16 protein-coding genes and 1 pseudogene are annotated in these 17,722 nt (G+C 72.8%); 5 read left to right on the top strand and 12 right to left on the bottom strand.

Annotation, left to right across the window (positions count from 1 at the left end; genetic code table 11):
- Nucleotides 1–51: 51 nt before the first annotated feature.
- On the top strand, nt 52–1,020 hold the full coding sequence (gene hemE / locus AC0VYM_RS12920) for a uroporphyrinogen decarboxylase (RefSeq protein WP_475463020.1): 969 nt from the start codon (nt 52–54) through the stop codon (nt 1,018–1,020).
- A gap of 78 nt (nt 1,021–1,098) precedes the next feature.
- Here the strand turns inward: hemE and AC0VYM_RS12925 are convergent, their stop codons facing one another.
- Nucleotides 1,099–2,157 (bottom strand): DUF4349 domain-containing protein, encoded by a 1,059-nt coding sequence (locus AC0VYM_RS12925; RefSeq protein WP_475462515.1) that lies wholly within the window; start codon nt 2,155–2,157, stop codon nt 1,099–1,101.
- A gap of 116 nt (nt 2,158–2,273) precedes the next feature.
- Between AC0VYM_RS12925 and hemG the strand changes: the two genes are divergently transcribed.
- Nucleotides 2,274–3,749: a protoporphyrinogen oxidase gene (gene hemG, locus AC0VYM_RS12930; protein WP_475462517.1), complete on the top strand. Its 1,476-nt coding sequence runs from the start codon at nt 2,274–2,276 to the stop codon at nt 3,747–3,749.
- Complete coding sequence (hemQ, locus tag AC0VYM_RS12935; RefSeq protein ID WP_475462518.1) at nt 3,746–4,456, top strand: hydrogen peroxide-dependent heme synthase; 711 nt, start codon at nt 3,746–3,748, stop codon at nt 4,454–4,456. Before hemG ends, hemQ begins: the two co-directional genes overlap by 4 nt.
- A 76-nt stretch (nt 4,457–4,532) precedes the next feature.
- Here hemQ and AC0VYM_RS12940 read toward each other — a convergent pair whose 3' ends face one another.
- From AC0VYM_RS12940 to msrB, 3 genes are all read right to left on the bottom strand, one after another.
- Complete coding sequence (locus AC0VYM_RS12940; RefSeq protein ID WP_475462519.1) at nt 4,533–5,342, bottom strand: CDP-alcohol phosphatidyltransferase family protein; 810 nt, start codon at nt 5,340–5,342, stop codon at nt 4,533–4,535.
- Nucleotides 5,329–5,997, bottom strand: a complete 669-nt coding sequence (locus AC0VYM_RS12945) for a phosphatidylserine decarboxylase (protein ID WP_475462520.1) — start codon at nt 5,995–5,997, stop codon at nt 5,329–5,331. Before AC0VYM_RS12945 ends, AC0VYM_RS12940 begins: the two co-directional genes overlap by 14 nt.
- Nucleotides 5,998–6,254: 257 nt before the next feature.
- Complete coding sequence (msrB, locus tag AC0VYM_RS12950) at nt 6,255–6,701, bottom strand: peptide-methionine (R)-S-oxide reductase MsrB (protein ID WP_475462521.1); 447 nt, start codon at nt 6,699–6,701, stop codon at nt 6,255–6,257.
- 253 nt (nt 6,702–6,954) lie between these two features.
- On the opposite strand from msrB, the pseudogene AC0VYM_RS12955 reads away from it, so the two are divergent.
- Nucleotides 6,955–7,326: pseudogene (locus tag AC0VYM_RS12955) on the top strand (hypothetical protein); the annotation flags it as partial.
- Nucleotides 7,327–7,642: 316 nt separating this feature from the next.
- Here the strand turns inward: AC0VYM_RS12955 and AC0VYM_RS12960 are convergent.
- The 5 genes from AC0VYM_RS12960 to AC0VYM_RS12980 all read right to left on the bottom strand — a co-directional run bounded on the left by AC0VYM_RS12960 (nt 7,643) and on the right by AC0VYM_RS12980 (nt 14,385).
- The gene (locus tag AC0VYM_RS12960; protein WP_475463021.1) at nt 7,643–8,431 is read right to left on the bottom strand and encodes a GntR family transcriptional regulator; all 789 of its coding nucleotides are present in this window, start codon (nt 8,429–8,431) and stop codon (nt 7,643–7,645) included.
- 166 nt (nt 8,432–8,597) lie between these two features.
- A complete protein-coding gene (locus AC0VYM_RS12965; protein WP_475462522.1) occupies nt 8,598–9,401 on the bottom strand; it encodes a pyrimidine reductase family protein in 804 nt (267 codons plus the stop codon).
- A 130-nt stretch (nt 9,402–9,531) separates the two neighbouring features.
- Nucleotides 9,532–11,676 carry a glycogen debranching protein GlgX gene (gene glgX, locus AC0VYM_RS12970; protein WP_475462523.1) on the bottom strand — a complete coding sequence of 715 codons (2,145 nt, stop codon included), beginning with the start codon at nt 11,674–11,676 and terminating at the stop codon, nt 9,532–9,534.
- A gap of 295 nt (nt 11,677–11,971) precedes the next feature.
- Nucleotides 11,972–13,603, bottom strand: a complete 1,632-nt coding sequence (locus AC0VYM_RS12975; RefSeq protein ID WP_475462524.1) for an acyl-CoA dehydrogenase family protein — start codon at nt 13,601–13,603, stop codon at nt 11,972–11,974.
- A gap of 113 nt (nt 13,604–13,716) precedes the next feature.
- The gene (locus AC0VYM_RS12980) at nt 13,717–14,385 is read right to left on the bottom strand and encodes a pyridoxine/pyridoxamine 5'-phosphate oxidase (protein ID WP_475462525.1); all 669 of its coding nucleotides are present in this window, start codon (nt 14,383–14,385) and stop codon (nt 13,717–13,719) included.
- Between the two features lie 346 nt (nt 14,386–14,731).
- On the opposite strand from AC0VYM_RS12980, the gene AC0VYM_RS12985 reads away from it, so the two are divergent.
- Nucleotides 14,732–15,913, top strand: a complete 1,182-nt coding sequence (locus tag AC0VYM_RS12985; protein WP_475462526.1) for an MFS transporter — start codon at nt 14,732–14,734, stop codon at nt 15,911–15,913.
- Between the two features lie 91 nt (nt 15,914–16,004).
- Here AC0VYM_RS12985 and AC0VYM_RS12990 read toward each other — a convergent pair whose 3' ends face one another.
- Genes AC0VYM_RS12990 through AC0VYM_RS13000 form a run of 3 tightly spaced genes read right to left on the bottom strand, consistent with a single transcriptional unit; the run spans nt 16,005 to nt 17,676 of the window.
- Nucleotides 16,005–16,775, bottom strand: coding sequence for a sirohydrochlorin chelatase (locus tag AC0VYM_RS12990; RefSeq protein ID WP_475462527.1), 771 nt, complete (start codon nt 16,773–16,775; stop codon nt 16,005–16,007).
- Entirely contained in the window at nt 16,772–17,473 is a 702-nt protein-coding gene (locus AC0VYM_RS12995; protein ID WP_475462528.1) for a phosphoadenylyl-sulfate reductase, read from the bottom strand. The genes AC0VYM_RS12990 and AC0VYM_RS12995 overlap by 4 nt, the downstream gene beginning before the upstream one ends.
- Entirely contained in the window at nt 17,470–17,676 is a 207-nt protein-coding gene (locus AC0VYM_RS13000; protein WP_017545529.1) for a hypothetical protein, read from the bottom strand. Before AC0VYM_RS13000 ends, AC0VYM_RS12995 begins: the two co-directional genes overlap by 4 nt.
- Nucleotides 17,677–17,722: the final 46 nt, after the last annotated feature.

The raw sequence follows: 17,722 nt of genomic DNA on the forward strand, positions 1-17,722 counted from the left end.
GAATCTCCCTTCCTTCGCGCCTGCCGGCGCCTCCCGGTGTCCCACACACCGGTGTGGTTCATGCGCCAGGCCGGGCGCTCCCTGCCCGAGTACCGACGGGCCCGCGCCGACGTGCCGATGCTTGAGGCGTGTGCGCGGCCCGACATGATCACCGAGATCACGATGCAGCCGGTGCGCCGCTACGACGTGGACGCCGCGATCTTCTTCAGCGACATCGTGGTGCCGCTCAAGGCCATCGGGATCGAACTGGACATCAAGCCGGGCGTCGGCCCGGTGGTCGACGAGCCGATCCGCGACGCCGGCGGGATCAAGCGCCTGCGCGAGATCGAGCCCGACGACGTCCCGTACGTCACCGAGGCGGTCGGCCAGCTCGTGGGTGAGCTCGGTGACAAGCCGCTGATCGGCTTCGCGGGTGCCCCGTTCACGCTGGCCTCCTACCTCATCGAGGGCGGGCCGTCGAAGAACCACGAGCACACCAAGGCGCTGATGTACGGCGAGCCCGAGCTGTGGGACGAGCTCATGCGGCGCCTGGCCACCATCTCCCTGGGCTTCCTGCGTACCCAGATCGAGGCGGGGGCCAGCGCGGTCCAGCTCTTCGACTCCTGGGTCGGGGCGCTCAGCGCCGAGGACTACCGCGCCTCGGTGCTGCCCTACACCTCGTGGATCTTCGGCCAGCTCAGCGAGTACGAGGTGCCGCGCATCCACTTCGGTGTGGGCACCGGCGAGCTGCTGAGCCTGCTCAGCGAGGCCGGGGCCGACGTGGTGGGCGTGGACTGGCGGGTGCCGCTGGACAAGGCCGTCCAGCGGGTCCAGCCGGGCACGGCGCTCCAGGGCAACCTGGACCCCGCCACCCTGTTCGCTCCCTGGGAGGTCGTCGCCGACCGGACGCGCGACATCCTCGCGCGGGGCCGGGCCGCCGACGGCCACATCTTCAACCTCGGTCACGGCGTGCTGCCCAGCACCGACCCGAACATGCTCGAACGGCTCACCGCCTTCGTGCACGAGGAGACCGCCAACTAGGCTCCTCCCGGACACACGCGCCGAGGCCCGGCCCCCGCGAGGGAGCCGGGCCTCGGCGCGTTCCACGGACCCGCAGGGTCAGCGCCCGTCCTCGTCGTCCTTCGCCGGGCCGGTCTCCTCGGACCGGGCCGACTCCGGCTCGGGGTCCGGCGCGTCGCCGTCCCGACCCCGGGTCGCGCCCGCGCCCGCGTCCACGGCGGCGTCGGGGGCGGGGGCGGGGGCGCGACGGGCCCGGCGGCGCCCGAGCCACACCCACAGCGGCCAGGCGCCGACCGCCGCGAGCACGACGGCGAAGGGCAGCAGCCAGCCCGCGACCACGGCCAGGCCCTGGCCCAGGCCCACGAGCGCGCGCCAACCGCGTTCGAGGCCGCCCAGGAACCCGACGGAGTCCCGCACCGGCTCCTCCAGGTAGGTCGTGGGCGGCTGGAGGGTCAGGTGCACCGTCGAGTAGGAGGTCTGGTCGTCCAGCACCTTCAGCCGGGCCTGGAGCGCCTCCAGGTCCTCCTGGCGCCGCTGGATCTCGCCCTCCACCCGCAGCAGGTCGTCGACGTCCCGGGCCTCCTCCAGGTAGCCGCGCAGGGTCTCCAGGGCGGTCTCCGAGGACTCGATCCTGCTCTCGACGTCCGCGACCTCCTCGGTGACGTCCTGCACGGACCGCTCCAACATGGAGCGGTCGCCCAGTTCGGCCAGCTCCTCCAGCACGCCCTCGTAGTCGCCGTCCGGCACGCGCAGGGTCAGGACGCCCTCGGGGTGGCCGTCCCGGGGCGTGGAGAGGCTCTCGGACTCCACGTAACCGTCGGAGTCGAGGGTCAGCCGCTTGGCCAGCTCCGCGGCCTCGGCCACGTCGTCCACGCGCACGGTCATGTCGGCGGTGTGGACCAGCCGCCGGTCCGCGACCTCCACGTCCGTGCCCGTACCGGCCTCCGCTCCGGCCTCCTCCTCCACGGCGCCCTCCGCCGAGAACTCGGCCGCGGAGTCGGCCCGCTGGTCGGGGACGGCCAGGTTCGCGGGTTCCGGGGCGCCGCCGCTCTCGGAGGAGGCCCCGCACGAGGCGAGCAGCAGCACGGCCAGGCCGGAGGCGGCGGTCAGTCCGACGGCACGTCCGACACGGGACGGTGTCAACGCTGAAGTGTCCATGCCGCTTCGACGCACCCCGCGATGACCCCGTTTCCGCCGCACCATAACGGGACCGCAACGGCCGCCTACGGGGACGGCGGATCACTGTGACCCGCGGCATCTGGGAAGCTGGTGACATGCCTGAAGCACCGCATGTCGTCGTGATCGGGGGCGGCGTCTCCGGACTCACCGCCGCGCACCGCCTCAACGGCCGGGGGGTCACCACCACGGTGATCGAGGCCGCCGACGTCCCGGGCGGCAAGCTCCGCGCCTCGCCCGTGGCCGGTGTGCCGGTCGACGCCGGTGCGGAGGCGGTGCTCGCCCGCCGCCCCGAGGCCCTCGACCTCTTCACCGAGCTCGGTCTGGACGACCGGGTGGTGCACCCGGGCCCGGGGAGCGCGGCCATCTACAGCCGGGGCCGCGTCCGTTCCCTGCCCAAGGGACAGCTCATGGGCGTCCCCGGGGACCTGCGGGCCCTGGCCCGCAGCGGCGTCCTCTCCCCGGCCGGAACCCTGCGCGCCGCCCTCGACCTGGTGTGGCCCCGCACCCAGGTGGGTTCGGACGTGCCCGTGGCCTCCTACGTCGGCACCCGCATGGGCCGCCAGGTGGTGGACCGGCTGGTCGAACCCCTCCTGGGGGGCGTCTACGCCGGACGGGCCGACGAGCTCTCCCTGGACTCCACCCTGCCGCAGATCGCGCCGATGGCCCGCCGGGACCGTTCCCTGATGAGGGCCGTGCACACGAGTCTGAGCGGCCGGGGCGCCGCACCCACCAGGTCGGGGCCGGTCTTCGCCTCCCTGCGCGGCGGTGTCGCCTCACTCGTGGACGCGCTCGCGGCGCGACAGGAGGACCTGCGTACCGGCACCCGGGCCCATTCCCTGGAGCGGCGCCCCGAGGGCTGGAGCGTGCGTCTGGAGGGCGCGGACGGGGGTCGGGTGGACTGCGACGCGGTGCTGCTCGCCTGCCCCGCCGCCGAGGCCGCCCGCCTGCTCACCGACACCGAACCCGAGGCCGCGCGCGAGCTGCGCCGGATCGAGTACGCCAGCATGGCGCTGGTGACCTTCGCCCTGCCCGCCTCCGCCTTCCCCCGGCCGCTCACCGGCACCGGTTTCCTGGTCCCGGCGGGGGAGGGGCTGACGATCAAGGCCGCCACCTTCTCCAGCAACAAGTGGCCCTGGCTGGCCCAGGAGCTGGATAGGGTCAACCCGGGGCAGGACCTCCTGCTCCTGCGCTGCTCCATCGGCCGGTTCGGGGACGGCGGCTCGCTCGACCGCTCCGACGAGGAACTGGCCGAGACGGCCCTGGCCGACCTCGCCCGCGTGACCGGTCTGCGCGGAACCCCGGTGGAGACCCGGGTGACCCGGTGGACCGACGGACTGCCGCAGTACGCGGTCGGCCACGCCGACCGCGTAGAGCGGATCCGGTCGGGCGTGCGACGCCACCCCGGCCTGGGGGTGTGCGGCGCCGCCTACGGGGGCGTGGGCGTCCCCGCCTGCGTCGCCGACGCCGGACACGAGGCCGCACGCCTGGCCGACACCCTCACCGACCACAGCCGCACCAGCGGCGGCGACCAGAGCGCCGCCGGACCGAACCAGCAAGGAGTCAACCCGTGACGGGGCAGCAGAACGAGGCCGTCTCCCAGGACGGCACCGACCTCAACAAACTCATCCGCTACACCATGTGGTCGGTCTTCCTGGTCGACGGCCTGGAGGGCGTGGACCGCGCCGCGGCCGCCGAGGAGCTCCAGGGCCTCCTCGACAAGGCCGCCGGACAGGGCGTCACCACGCGGGGCAGCTACGACGTCCAGGGCTTCAGGGCCGACGCCGACATCATGTTCTGGTGGGTCGCGGACACCCCGGAACAGCTCCAGGGCGTCTACTCCGAGTTCCGCCGCACCCGGGTCGGCCGCGCCAGCACCCCGGTGTGGTCGGTCATGGGCCTGCACCGCCCCGCCGAGTTCAACCGCGGCCACGTCCCCGCCTTCCTGGCCGGGGAGGAGCCGCGCGACAACATCTGCGTGTACCCGTTCGTGCGCTCCTACGAGTGGTACCTGCTGCCCGACGACGAGCGCCGCGCCATGCTCGCGGAGCACGGCCGCATGGCGGCCCCGTACCCGGACGTCCGGGCCAACACCGTCTCCTCGTTCGGTCTGAACGACTACGAGTGGCTGCTGGCCTTCGAGGCCGACGAGCTGTACCGCATCGTGGACCTCATGCGCCACCTGCGCGGCGCCAAGGCCCGCCTGCACACCCGTGAGGAGCTGCCCTTCTACACGGGGCGCCGCAAGAGCGTGGCCGAGCTGGTCGACTCCCTGCCGTAACCGGCGCCGCGAACGAGGACGGCCCCCGCACCGTTGGTGCGGGGGCCGTCCCGTGCCGTTCCGGCGTCCGGGCGCGCTAGTCGACGCTGGGTGCGACGTGCGGCGCGCGGCGGGTGGCGATCACGTAGAAGGGGAGCGAGACGATCGTGAGCAGAACCAGAGCGCTCATGAGGTAGATCAGCGCCTCCCCGGCGGGCAGTCCCAGGCCCCACGCGGCGATGAAGGCCACGCCCGTGGCGAGCATGCCCAACACCACGTAGATCCGCTTCCCGCGCGGCTTGGGGTACTCCATCCGGCTGACCATCAGCCAGGAGACGAGCAGCACCGCCGCGACCCCGGCCAGCAGCGGCGGGTCCAACAGCACGATCGTCACCACGGCCATCGCCCCGAACGGGCACGGAAGGCCGGTGAAGTAGTTCGCGTCGGGGGCCTGGCAGGAGAACCTGGCCAGCCGGACGATCACCGCGAGCAGCACGGCACCGCCCGCCAGGACGGGCAGCACGCCGGCGCCGCCCGTGATGGTGCCCCACACCACGAAGAAGAACGCCGGCGCGAACCCGAAGCTGATCACGTCGGCGAGGTTGTCCAGCTCCGCGCCCATGCCGCTGCCGCCCAGCTTGCGGGCGACCCGGCCGTCGAGCACGTCGAGGGTGGCCGCGACGATCATCAGGCCCACGGCTGTGGCCATCGCCGACTTCGGCAACGGTCCCGCCGCTCCCAGCGCCATGTGCGCGGCCTGCGCCGTGGCCAGGGCCCACACCGCGAGGAAACCGCACAGGGCGTTGCCCAGGGTCAGGTAGTCGGCCACGCCCAGGCGGAGCCGGGGCGCCTCCCCGGAGAGGTCCGTGGCGGCCCGTGCCGCAGGAACGGCCTCAGTCGGCGTCAAGACGGGTTTCTCCGGCGCGGACCTTCTGGCCGACCTCCACCGCCGGGGTGACCCCGGGCGGAAGGTAGACGTCGACGCGTGACCCGAACCGGATGAGGCCGATCCTCTCGCCTTGCTCGACCTTCTGCCCCGCAGCGAGATACGGGACGATACGCCGGACCAACGCGCCGGCGATTTGAACGACCGTGATCTCACCGATCTCGGTTTCAAGGGTCCAGATGACGCGCTCATTACGCTCGCTGTCCTTGTCGAAGGCGGGGCGGAAACCCCCGGGGCGGTGCTCGACGCCGGTCACGACTCCGGCGAGGGGCGCACGGTTGACGTGCACGTTGAGGGGGTTCATGAACACCGCGACCCGGATCCGCCCGTCGGGCTGGGGGTCGAGGCTCTGTACGACGCCGTCGGCCGCGGACAGCACCCGACCTGTCGCCGGACCCCGGTTGGGGTCGCGGAAGAACCAGGTCATCCCCGCCGCCAGGGCGATCACCGGGGCGGCGGCCACGGCGCCGACCCGGGAACGCCGGGCGAGCAGGGCGGCGGCACCCGCCGCGCCGAGCGCCGGGACCAGCCACGGGGCGGAACCCTGGGCCATGCCGAAGCGTGGTCTGGCCGGGTGGCGCGGGGAGGCGGAGGAGGAAGGTGAGTCGTCGGTCATCGAGCGCTTTCGTCGCGGGTCGGTCGGTCGCCCGCACATCGGATACCGCTGTGAGGGGTGAACCCGGCTGTGGCCTGGTTCGCGTGTGCGCGGTCTCCGGGTGGGGCCCGCCGCGCGCGCCCCACGGTCGACTTATGGCCGAACGTCGGTGCGCTGGTGAGATTATCGCTGATCCTGGGGGAAGGGGGATCGGACTGGTTCCGGAGACGGCCCGTGCGGGTGGGCGTTCGGGTCCCCGGACCAGGATGCCATGCCGCCTACTCGGTGGGCTCCAGGTCGAGGGCGACGGAGTTGATGCAGTACCGGAGGTCCGTGGGGGTGTCGTACCCCTCCCCGCGGAAGACGTGACCCAGGTGGGAGTGGCAGGTGGCGCATCGCACCTCGGTGCGCACCATCCCGAGCGAGGCGTCCTCGTGCAGGGTGACGGCGTCGGAGTCGGCCGGGTCGAAGAAGCTCGGCCACCCGCAGTGGGAGTCGAACTTCTCGTCGGAGCGGAAGAGTTCGCTCCCGCATCCCCGGCAACGGTAGACACCGGTGGTCCTGGTGTCCACGTACTCCCCGGTCCAGGGGCGCTCGGTGCCCGCCTGGCGGAGCACGGTGTACTCCTGCTCGTTGAGGCGCTCGCGCCACTCCTGGTCGGTCCGGGGAAGGTCCCTGGGTGCCCCGCCGTTGGTGTCCGGGGCCTGGTCCGCTGCGTCAGCCATGGTGACGACGCTACCCGCAAACGCGCTCCGGTGCCGACAGGGGACACGGTGTGAAGAAATCGGGTCCAAACCACGCACTCCAGGTAAATCATTCTTAAGAGCCACATACACCTAACTTCACCTTTGACGACGTTCGGTGCCGGTGGGTGCGGGTACGGGCTCAGACAGGGGTCAGTGATCGAGGTGCACTGAGGCAGGTGGCATGGCTGTTACAGCTCAACAGGCACTCGGAGTGAACAGGCGGCCTCTGCGCGTGGGCAGGATCCGGTACGGACTGTGGAGGCTCGACCAGGCCACCACGGGTGCCCGGTCACGGATGCGGGTCGTCGGGGACGGCGCCGCCACCGTGGGGCGGGAGCTGCGCTGGGCCGCGGAGCTCAGCCTGCGTTCGACCGTCGCCGGGATCGAGTACGCGCGGCCGGAGCCCTGGGGGGACCGCAAGCTGTTCGGGTTGGTGACGGCGATCGCCGTCGGCGCCCTGGTGGTGGCGGTCGTGCTGGGGATGGGTATGGCGCAGTGGGCGATGACCTCGTCCAGCGCCATGTTCTTCGCGGCGGCCGGGGCCGTGGCGGTGGGACTCACACTCCTGCCGCTGTCCTACCTGGTCTTCGCGTCCCGACGCGGTCGGGTCCGGAGCGAGGAGGCGGAGGACCCGAGCGAGGGGGAGTCGCGTGACGGGGGCGGCCCGAACGGGCAGGACCCGGACGAGGAGAGCCTCCTCACGACGATTCCGAGTGCGAGGGTTCCCATCGCGGAGAGTCCGGGTGTGAGCGTCACGAGGTAGCGACGGTCGGCGGCCGTGACCGGTCCGCCATGAGGGTGGGAGGGGTGCCCCGAGCGGGGCACCCCTCCCGTCGTCGTGCGGCGGGGTCGGCCCGGGATAGGTGCCGCGGGGCCCGGTGGCCCGAGGGGCCGGGGCCGGGTGGTTCCGAGGCGCGGGGTCAGGCGTCGAAGTCGTACTGCAGCACGTACGCCGAGCCGTCCATGGTGATCTCGTTGAACTCCACGGGCCGGTGGTCGGCGGTCAGCGCGGTGCGGGCCACCTCCAGCACGGGGGTGCCCGCGGCCAGGGTCAGTTCCTCCGCCTCCTCGGGGGTGGGCATGCGCACCCGGATCTCCTCGGTGAAGTGGGCGGGGGCGTGCCCGAGCTCCGCCAGGCGCGCGTAGATGCCCCCGGGGCCGCTGTCGTGGGCCCGGACCCGCCGCGCGGCGGGGACCTCCTCCCGCCCCGACCACAGGTGCGGCGACAGGTGTGAGACGGCGCTCTGCACCGGTCTGCCGTCCACCAGGTAGCGCCGGGAGCGGCGCACCACCGTGGCCCCCTCGTCCAGGTCCAGTGCCCGCAGGACGTGCCCGTCGGGGACGAGTTCGTCGACGACGAGCCCCTCCACCTCGTAGCCGCGTGTGTCGCTGTCGGTCTGCCAGATGGCCCGTCCGGCGCCCCACAGGTCCTTCGACAGGCGTCGGGCGCCGTGTCTTCGCAGGGGCCGGAAGGCGCGCACGTAGATGCCCGATCCCCGCACGGCCACGGCCAGGCCCTCGTTGATGAGCACGGACAGGGCCTGCCGGGCGGTCGCCCGGGCGACGCCGTGCCGCTCCATGAGGGCGTTCTCCCCGGGGAGACGGTCGCCGTCGGAGTACTGTCCGGAGCGGATCCGTCCTCGTAGTTCCTCGGCTATCTCCCGGTACACCGGAGGGGACCCGTTCTCGGACGTCGGCACCACGTTCATCCTCTCGCCCAGGGGGCCGCACCGGTGAGCCCCGCCGGCGCGGTGTGTCATTCGCGGCTCTTCCTGTGGAAGGCACACCACGGGTATGTCCGGTTGCGGGATGGTTCATGCGTCATTGTGGGGCGACCGAAACCGAGCGGTTATGGGGAGGGGCCCGCGCGGGCCCCTATTCCCTCAGGTAACGCGTGAACAGGTGGCCCTCCGCCTCCAGCAGACGGGCCATCCGCAAGGGGGTGGTCCTCGCCGAGGTGTGCTCCAGGGCGCCGGGAGTCCCGGGGCCGCCGGTGACGATGCGGGGCGACCCCGCGCCCAGCAGGTGCGGGCTCACCGTCAGGCAGAGCTCGTCCAGCAGGCCCGCCGCCACGAACTCCGCCAGCAGGTGCGGGCCGCCCTCGGTCAGGACCCGGTACAGGCCGCGTTCCGCCAGGGCGTTCACGATGTGCTCGGGGCCCACCGAGACCCCGTCGACCACCACGAGGTCGGCGTGCTCGGCCACGAACGCCCGGAGCTCGGCGGGGGCGTCCGCGACGGTGAACACGATCGTGCGGGCGTCGTCCGGGGCCGTGGTGAGCAGTTCGGCGTCCAGTTCGAGGGAGCGCGACACCACCGCGACGCGCGGTGTGGCGGGACGGCCCTCACGCAGCCGCGTCCACACCTCGCGCGGACGCACCGGCCGGTAGCCCTCCTTGCGTGCGGTGGCGGCGCCGACCAGGACGACGTCGCACAGTCCGCGCAGCACCCCCATGACCCGGCGGTCGGGGTCCGAGGACAGGTCACGGCTGCGCCCCGAGGGGCCGATCGCGCCGCCGTCGGCGCTGGCCACCATGTTGGCGCGCAGCCAGGGCCGGTCCAGGCCCAGCGGGTAGGCGTAGGCCTCGGCCAGGTCCACGTCGGTCTGGCCGGGGACGGGCAGGAGTTCGCGGAAGCGGGCGGGCTCCGGGGCACGGCCCGCGCTGTGTGTGCTCGACATGGTCACCCAGGTTAGGGGCGTCGCGATCGCGGACGGCGTAGGGCCGGGTCCCGTCGCGGGTTCCCGGCCCCTCCGCGGCCGCTCCCCGGGGCCCTCCACCCCCGGGGAGTCGTACCGGACGCGGCCCCGGTCAGCCGTGGCGGTGCGAGACGCGCCGCAGCAGGACCAGGGCGCGGTCGATCACCCGGAGCGGGCCGCCCGCCGTGACGAACGGCCGCCCCTCCACGTCCGGCTCGGCGGTGTCCAGCACGGTCTCCCAGGCCATGCCGTACTCGGTGCCGGGCAGCTTGAACTCCACCGTCTCCGGACCGCTGTTGAGGAGCAGTACGAAGGAGCTGTCGCGGATGGGGCGCCCGCGCGAGTCCGGTTCGGTGATGGCGTCCCCGTTGAGGAACACCCCCAGCGCCCGCTCGCCGGTGTCCCAGTCGTCGCCCTCCATGGTCGACCCGTCCGGGCGCAGCCACGAGATGTCCGGCAGCCCGTCCGACCCCGCCCTGGCACCCTCCACCGGGCTGCCCTGGAAGAACCGGCGGCGCCGGAAGACGGGGTGCTCGCGCCGCAGCCGCGCCAGGTCGCGGACGTAGGCGAGCAGGTCGTTGCCGGGGTACTCGCCGGTGAGCCCCGCGCCCTCCCAGTCGATCCAGGCGATCTCGTTGTCCTGGCAGTAGGCGTTGTTGTTGCCGCCCTGGGTGCGCCCGATCTCGTCCCCGTGCGAGAGCATCACCACCCCCTGCGACAGGTACAGGGTGGTGAGGTGGTTGCGGACCTGCCTGCGGCGCAGGGTCAGGATGGCGGGGTCCTCGGTGGGCCCCTCCACGCCGTGGTTCCAGGAGCGGTTGTCGTCGGTGCCGTCCCGGTTGTTCTCGCCGTTGGCCTCGTTGTGCTTGTCGTTGTAGGAGACCAGGTCGGCCAGCGTGAAGCCGTCGTGGCACGTGATGAAGTTGATCGAGGCCACCGGGCGGCGCCCGTCGTCCTGGTACAGGTCGCTGGACCCGGCCAGCCGTGAGGCGAGCTCCCCCTTGACCGGCTCACCGCGCCAGAAGTCGCGGACGGTGTCGCGGTACTTGCCGTTCCACTCCGTCCACAGTGGCGGGAAGTTGCCCACCTGGTAGCCGCCCGGACCCACGTCCCAGGGTTCGGCGATCAGCTTCACCTGGGAGATCACCGGGTCCTGCTGGACGATGTCGAAGAACGTGCTCAGCCGGTCCACGTCGTGGAACTCGCGGGCCAGCGCCGAGGCGAGGTCGAAGCGGAACCCGTCCACGTGCATCTCCAGGACCCAGTACCGCAGCGAGTCCATGATGAGCTGCAGGGAGTGCGGGTGGCGCACGTTCAGGCTGTTCCCGCAGCCCGTGTAGTCGAGGTAGTAGCGCTGGTCCTCGTCGCTGACCCGGTAGTAGCCGAGGTTGTCGATCCCCCGCCAGGACAGCGTGGGGCCCATGTGGTCGCCCTCGGCGGTGTGGTTGTAGACCACGTCGAGCAGAACCTCGATGCCCGCCTCGTGCAGCGACCTCACCATCGCCTTGAACTCCTGGACCTGCTGCCCGCGCGAGCCGCGCGCGGCGTATCCGCTGTGCGGGGCCAGGAAGGCCAGGGTGTTGTAGCCCCAGTAGTTGGTCAGCCCCCGGGCCACCATCGCGTGCTCGGGCACGAAGTGGTGCACGGGCATGAGTTCGACGGCGGTCACCCCCAGGGAGGTGAGGTAGTCGATGACCTCGGGGTGGGCCAGCCCCGAGTAGGTGCCCCGCTGGTGTTCGGGGATGGCCGGGTGGCGCATGGTCAGCCCGCGTACGTGCGCCTCGTAGATCACCGTCTGGTGGTACGGGGTGTTGGGACGTGCCTCGTTGCCCCAGTCGAAGAACGGGCTGACCACCACGCACTTGGGCACGTATCTCGCGCTGTCGGCCGTGTTCCTGCGGGCCGGGTCGGCGAAGTGGTAGCTGAAGAGCGATTCGTGCCAGGTGAGGTCTCCGTTGATCGCCTTCGCGTAGGGGTCGGTGAGCAGTTTGTTCGGATTGCAGCGCAACCCCTGGTCGGGTGCGTAGGGACCGTGGACGCGGTACCCGTACTGCTGTCCCGGGCCGACACCGGGCAGGTACCCGTGCCAGACGAAACCGTCGTACTCGGTCAGGGGTACGCGGGTCTCCTCTCCGTCGTCGTCGAACAGGCACAGGTCCACCTGTTCGGCCGCCTCGGAGAAGAGGGAGAAATTGGTGCCGGAACCGTCGTAGGTCGCACCGAGCGGATAGGAACTACCTGGCCAGACTTCCACCATAGGCGTCGTCAGTCTCTAGGTTTCGGGGCCCGTAAGGGCGATTTTGATGGTGACGACTTCTTTCTTCCGCTTCGACCGCGGAAGTATGCCGAACTGGGCCGATGTTCGTTCTCGGCTGCCCGTTCTGCACTTTCTGCGGCTTATGTGAGCGGGGGTGAAAGGGAGGAGGAAAGGAGTTCCGGGGGTTTCTCGCGTGGGCTCCCGGCGCCGATCCCCGCGAAAGGGGGTCGGCACCGGGAGAGGGGAGGTCGGCACCGGGACACGGCGGGTCCCGGCGCGGAGCCCGGCCAGCGGATCAGCCCCGGGGGCGGGCCCGGTCCAGGATCAGCTCCGTGTCCACGCCCCTGGGCAGCGTCCCGAACACGTGCCCCCACTCGCCGCCCAGCCGGGACGCGGTGAACGCCTCGGCCACCGGGGTGGGCGCGTAGCGCAGCAGTACCGACGCCTGGAGGGTCAGCGCCATCAGCTCCACCACCGCACGGGCCCGGTACTGGACCTCCTCCAGATCGCCCAGGGCCCGCCCCAGCCGCTTGAGGGCGGCGTCGTAGTGGTCGTCGGAACCGGCCGCGGTGTCGAGTTCCGCGAGGAAGGCCTCCACCGACTCCGGCGCCCTCGCCATCGCCCGCAGCACGTCCAGGGCGGCCACGTTGCCCGAGCCCTCCCAGATGGAGTTGAGCGGTGAGTCGCGGAACAGGCGGGGCATGCCCGACTCCTCCACGTACCCGTTGCCGCCCAGGCACTCCAGGGCCTCGGCCGCGTGCACCGGCTGGCGCTTGGTCACCCAGAACTTGCCCACGGCCACGCCCAGGCGGCGGAAGGCGGCCTCACCCTCGTCGCCGCGCACCGCGCGGTCCACCGATCCGGCCAGGCGCGTCATGAGCGACGTGGCCGCCTCGGACTCCAGGGCGAGGTCGGCCAGGACGTTGCGCATGAGCGGCTGGTCCACGAGCGGAGTACCGAAGGCGCTCCGGGTCTCGGCGTGGTGCAGAGCCTGCACCACCGCGGCGCGCATGCCCGAGGCGGAGCCGATCACGCAGTCCAGGCGGGTGCTGTTGACCATCTCGATGATGGTGGGCACGCCCCGGCCCGGCTCCCCGACCGGGTACGCCACGGCGCCGTCGTACTCCAGCTCGGCGGAGGCGTTGGACCTGTTGCCCAGCTTGTCCTTGAGCCGCTGGACGAACATCCGGTTCCGGGAGCCGTCGGGCAGCACGCGCGGGACCAGGAAGCAGGTCAGCCCCTCGGGGGCCTGCGCCAGGGTGAGGAACACGTCGCTCATGGGGGCGGAGGTGAACCACTTGTGGCCGGTGAGCAGGTGGTGGCCCTCACGGGTGGGCACGGCACGGGTGGTGTTCGCGCGGACGTCCGAGCCGCCCTGCTTCTCGGTCATCGACATGCCCGCGAGGAGCCCGCGCTTGGTCAGCGGCGCCCGCAGCCCGAAGTCGTAGGCGCGGGCGGTGAGCAGCGGTTCGTACGCCGCCGCCAGCTCGGGGGAGTGGCGCAGCGCCGGGACGGCCGCGTAGGTCATGGAGATCGGACAGCCGTGGCCGCTCTCCGCCTGCGACCACAGGAAGAACTTGGCCGCGCGGGCCACGTGGGCCCCCTCGCGCGCGTCCGCCCAGGGGGCGGCGTGCAGGCCGTGCTCCACGGCCTGGTCCATGAGCACGTGGTAGGCGGGCTGGTAGTCGACCTCGTCCACGCGGTGGCCGTAGCGGTCGTGGGTGCGCAGGACCGGGGGGTAGGCGTTGGCGGACTCGCCCCAGGCACGCACCCGCTCGGATCCCGCCGCGTCGCCGATCTCGCGCACGTCGGCCTCGGCCCAGCCCGCGCCCTCGCGGCGCAGGCCCTCCAGGAGGGCGGGGTCGTCGGCGGCGCTGTAGTCACCGAGCGGAGTGGCCTGGTTGAACACTTCGTGTGTGTCGGGCATTCCGGCTCCGATCCTGGTTCGGGGGTGGACGGGTGCGGGAATCCTATCCCTGCCCGGAACACCCGACCGAACCTGGTTCGGTCACGCCGTCACCTCGCGCTTCCCGGGCCCGTTCAGGGCCACAGGAGACCCCGCTCCCACGGCGCGGAGGAGTCCGCGCGCCGGTACCGCAGCCGGGTGTGGCGCCGGTCCGGGTCCGCCTGCCAGAACTCGATCTCGGTGGGCGCGAGCCGGTACAGGCCCCAGTCGTCGGGTGCCAGCCCGGGGTCGGCCTCCAGTCGGGCGCGGCTCTCCTCGGCGGTCGCGTGGACGGTCTCCAGACTGTCCAGGGGCTGGCTCTGGCGTCCGTGCAGCCCCGCCACACGCCCCTCCAGGGGGCGTGCGGTGAAGTCGGCGGCGCGCTCCTCGGCCCCGGCCAGTTCCACGGGACCGCGCAGCCGCACCTGACGGCCCTGGAGTCCCCAGAAGAAGAGGAGCGCGGCCCGGGGGTTGCTCGCGAGCTCCCGGCCCTTGGCCGAGGTCGTGGTGGTCGCGAACGACCACCCCTCGTCGGTGAGGTCCTTCAGGATGAGGACGCGCGCCGACGGAGCCCCGTCGGCGTCGGCCGTCGCCAGGGTCATGGCGTGCGGTTCGGGCACCCCGGCCGCGATCGCCTCGCCCAGCCACTCCACGAACAGGTCCACCGGGTCGTCCGGTGCCTCGGTGGGGTCGAAGCTCGCCAGCGGCCCCGCGAACACCCGCAGCCCGCGCAGGAGGTCCCGGATTCCGTCCCGTCCCGCCATCACACACCCCGTCCACTCGGCTCCAGTACCCCGAACCTACTCAACCCCGCGCCGCCCGGGGCCCCGCGACGCCGTCACCGCCCAGTGGGACGGAACCGGGGCCCATCCCGGGGAGTCCGTCGCCTCCCGGGGCCGCCGTCCGGCGACGGCGGCGACGGTGGGGTCGGTACCGACCCCACCTCGGCATCCTGTCCGACGGGCCCGTCGTCGCGGCGGCGCGCACCCGGTGGGCACCCCGCCCGGTTTCGCACCGAACGTCCCCGGTACGATGCGCGGGCCGTGACGGTCCGGACCGTCACGGGAACGGAACGGCGGGGCGCGCACCGGGCACGCCGCGAGGGGGACCATGACGGACTCGGGACAGACGGCACACTCCCGATGGCTCTGGGGGCTATTGGGCAGCGTGGTCCTCACCCACACCGCGCTCAACCTCGTCCGACCCCTCATCTCCTACCGCACCATCGCGGTGGGCGGGGATGCCGTCGAGGTCGGACTGGTCACCGCCGCCTACGCGCTGCTCCCACTGGTCATCGCGGTCTCGCTCGGCCGCTTCACCGACCGTGCGGGCCGCATCGCGTGGCTCGCGGGCCTGGGCTCGGTCGTCCTGGCCGTCGGCAGCCTCCTCCTGGCCGGGTCCGGGGGGCTGCTCGGACTCGCCCTGTCCAGCACGGTCGTGGGCGTGGGCCACCTGCTGTGCATGGTCTCCGCCCAGGCCCTCATCGCCCGCTACTCGCGCCCCGAACACCTGGACCGCGACTTCGGCTGGTTCACCGCCGCGGCCTCCCTCGGCCAACTCGTCGGTCCGCTGATCTCCGGCGTCATCCTCTCCGACTCCACCGGGCCGGAGCTGCTCACCGCCACCTCCACCGCGCTGCTGGTGGCCGGGGCCGTCGCCGCCCTGGGCTTCCTTCCGCTGATCCCGCTGGCGCGGCTGAGCCCGATGCGGCGCACCGACGCGCAGAGGGCCGCGCCCCCGGTCCCCACACGGGACCTCCTGCGCCGCCGCCGGATGCCCTCGGCGCTGTTCACCAGCCTGGCGCTGCTCACCGCCGTGGACATCCTCACCGCCTACCTGCCGCTCATCGCCGAGAGCCGGGGGCTGTCCCCGATGCTCGTCGGTGTCCTGCTGAGCCTGCGCGCCGGTGCCTCCCTGCTCTCCCGGCTGACCCTGCCGTGGATGCGGCGCCGCTGGTCGCGCAGGGCGCTGGTCGTCACCAGCACCTCGGTGGCGGCCGTCGCGCTCACCCTGGTGGCGCTGCCGCTGGGCGGGTTCGCCGTCCTCGCGGGTGTGCTGGTCGTGGGCGGATTCCTGCTCGGCCTGGGGCAGCCCCTGACGATGGCCCAGGTCACCACCCTGGCACCGGAGGGGGCCCGTGGGGCGGCCCTGGCCCTGCGCATCTGGGGTAACCGCCTGGGTCAGGTGGCCGTACCGGCGGCGGCCGCGGGGGTCGCGGGAGCGGTGGGCGCCCCGGGCGCCCTGCTGTTCTCCGCCGCGATCCTGCTCAGCGCGGCCGTCGCCGCCGTCTGACCCGCTCCCGGCATGTCCCGGCACACGTCGGGGGCGGGCGGCCCCTCGGAGCCGCCCGCCCCCTTCACGCCGGTTCACACCGGCCGGGTCCTCACACGGTGGCGTGCCGGGCCGCGACCGCCGCGTCGTAGCGCTCCAGCACCACACGCGCGAGCTCCGGCACGTCCCCGAGGGCGTCGGCGACCACCGAGGCCCCCGCTTCCGTCGACTGCGCGCGGACCCGGTCGGAGAAGAACCCGGGCGCCAACAGGTAGCCGCTGACCGCCACCCGGCCGTGGCCGCGCGCCAGCAGCTCCCGCACCGCCTGGCCGGGGCTCGGTTCGGACGCCGAGGCGTACGCCGCCACGACCTCCGTCCACGGGCCCCGATCGGCCAGCTCCCGGGCCATCGCCCCGATCACCTCGTTGGCCGCCGCGTCGCTCGACCCGGCCGAGGCCAGCACCAGCGCCGTCCCCGGCTCGGCGTACGCCCCCGCCTCCGCCAGACGCCGCTCCACCGCGTCCAACAGCAGCGGATGCGGGCCCAGCGTGTCGGCGTAGTGGATCCGCACCCACGGGCCGCGCTCGCGCGCCCGGTCGAGTACCGACGGCAGGTCCACCTTGCTGTGGAACGCGGCCGTCAGCAGCGCGGGCAGGACCACGACCTCACCGGCGCCGCCGGAGGCCAGGTCGTCCAGGGCCTCCTCGGCGGCGGGCGCCACGTGGTCCAGGAACGACAGGCGCACGTCCAGCTCCGGCCTCAGGCACCGGACCCGGTCGAAGACGGCCGAGACGGCCTCCGCCGACCTCGGGTCCCGGCTCCCGTGCGCCACCGCCAGCAGCGGGACCGGGGCGCGCGGCCCGGTACCCCCGCCGCCGCTCATACGTGGATCCCGCACTCGGTCTTGCCGGTCCCGGACCACCGCCCGCTCCGGGGGTCCTCGCCCGGCTCCACACGGCGGGTGCACGGCTCGCAGCCGATCGAGGGGTACCCGTCGTACTGGAGCGGGTTCACCATCACCCCGTGCTCGGACATGTAGGCCTCCACCTCCTCCTGGGTCCACCGGGCGATCGGGTTGACCTTGGTCATCCGCCGGCGCCGGTCCCACTGCACCACCGGGGTGTCCCGGCGGGTGACCGAGTCCTCCCGGCGCAGCCCCGTCAGCCACGCCGAGTACGGCTCCAACGCCCGCTGGAGGGGCTCCACCTTGCGCAGGTGGCAGCAGATGCCCGGGTCGCGCCCGTGCAACCGGGGGCCCAGGACCAGGTCCTGCTCGGTCACGGTCCGGGACGGTTCCACATTGATCAGGGTGATGTCGTAGACGGAGGCCACGGCGTCACGGGTGCCGATGGTCTCGGGGAAGTGGTAGCCGGTGTCCAGGAAGATCACGTCGATCCCCGGAGCGGCCCTGGACGCCAGGTCCACCATGAGCGCGTCCGCCATGGAGGAGGTCATGCAGAGTTCGGAGCCGAAGGTCTCGGCGGCCCAGGCGATGATCTCCGGGGCCGAGGCCTCCTCCAGCTCACGCGCGGCCCGCGCGGCCAGCTCCGGTCCGCCGGTCGTGGCGATGGTGGCGTTCATTCGTTGCCTTCCGTCGGTCTGGAGGGGGCTCCGCCCGCGGAGAACGAGGCGGAGCGCAGGCCCACGTACTTGACCCGGAACACCCGGGCACAGGACAGGCAGGCCCAGGGGTAGCCCTCGCCCTTGACGGCCGCCCCCTCCTCGGGCATCAGGTCCTCGTCGCCGCAGTAGGGGCAGTAGTAAGGTGCGGCCCTTTCGGACACGGCACACCTCTTCCTTCCGGTGGACCCGGCCCGGGGCAGGGGGCCG

This window comes from Nocardiopsis sp. iso_237, assembly GCF_056173345.1.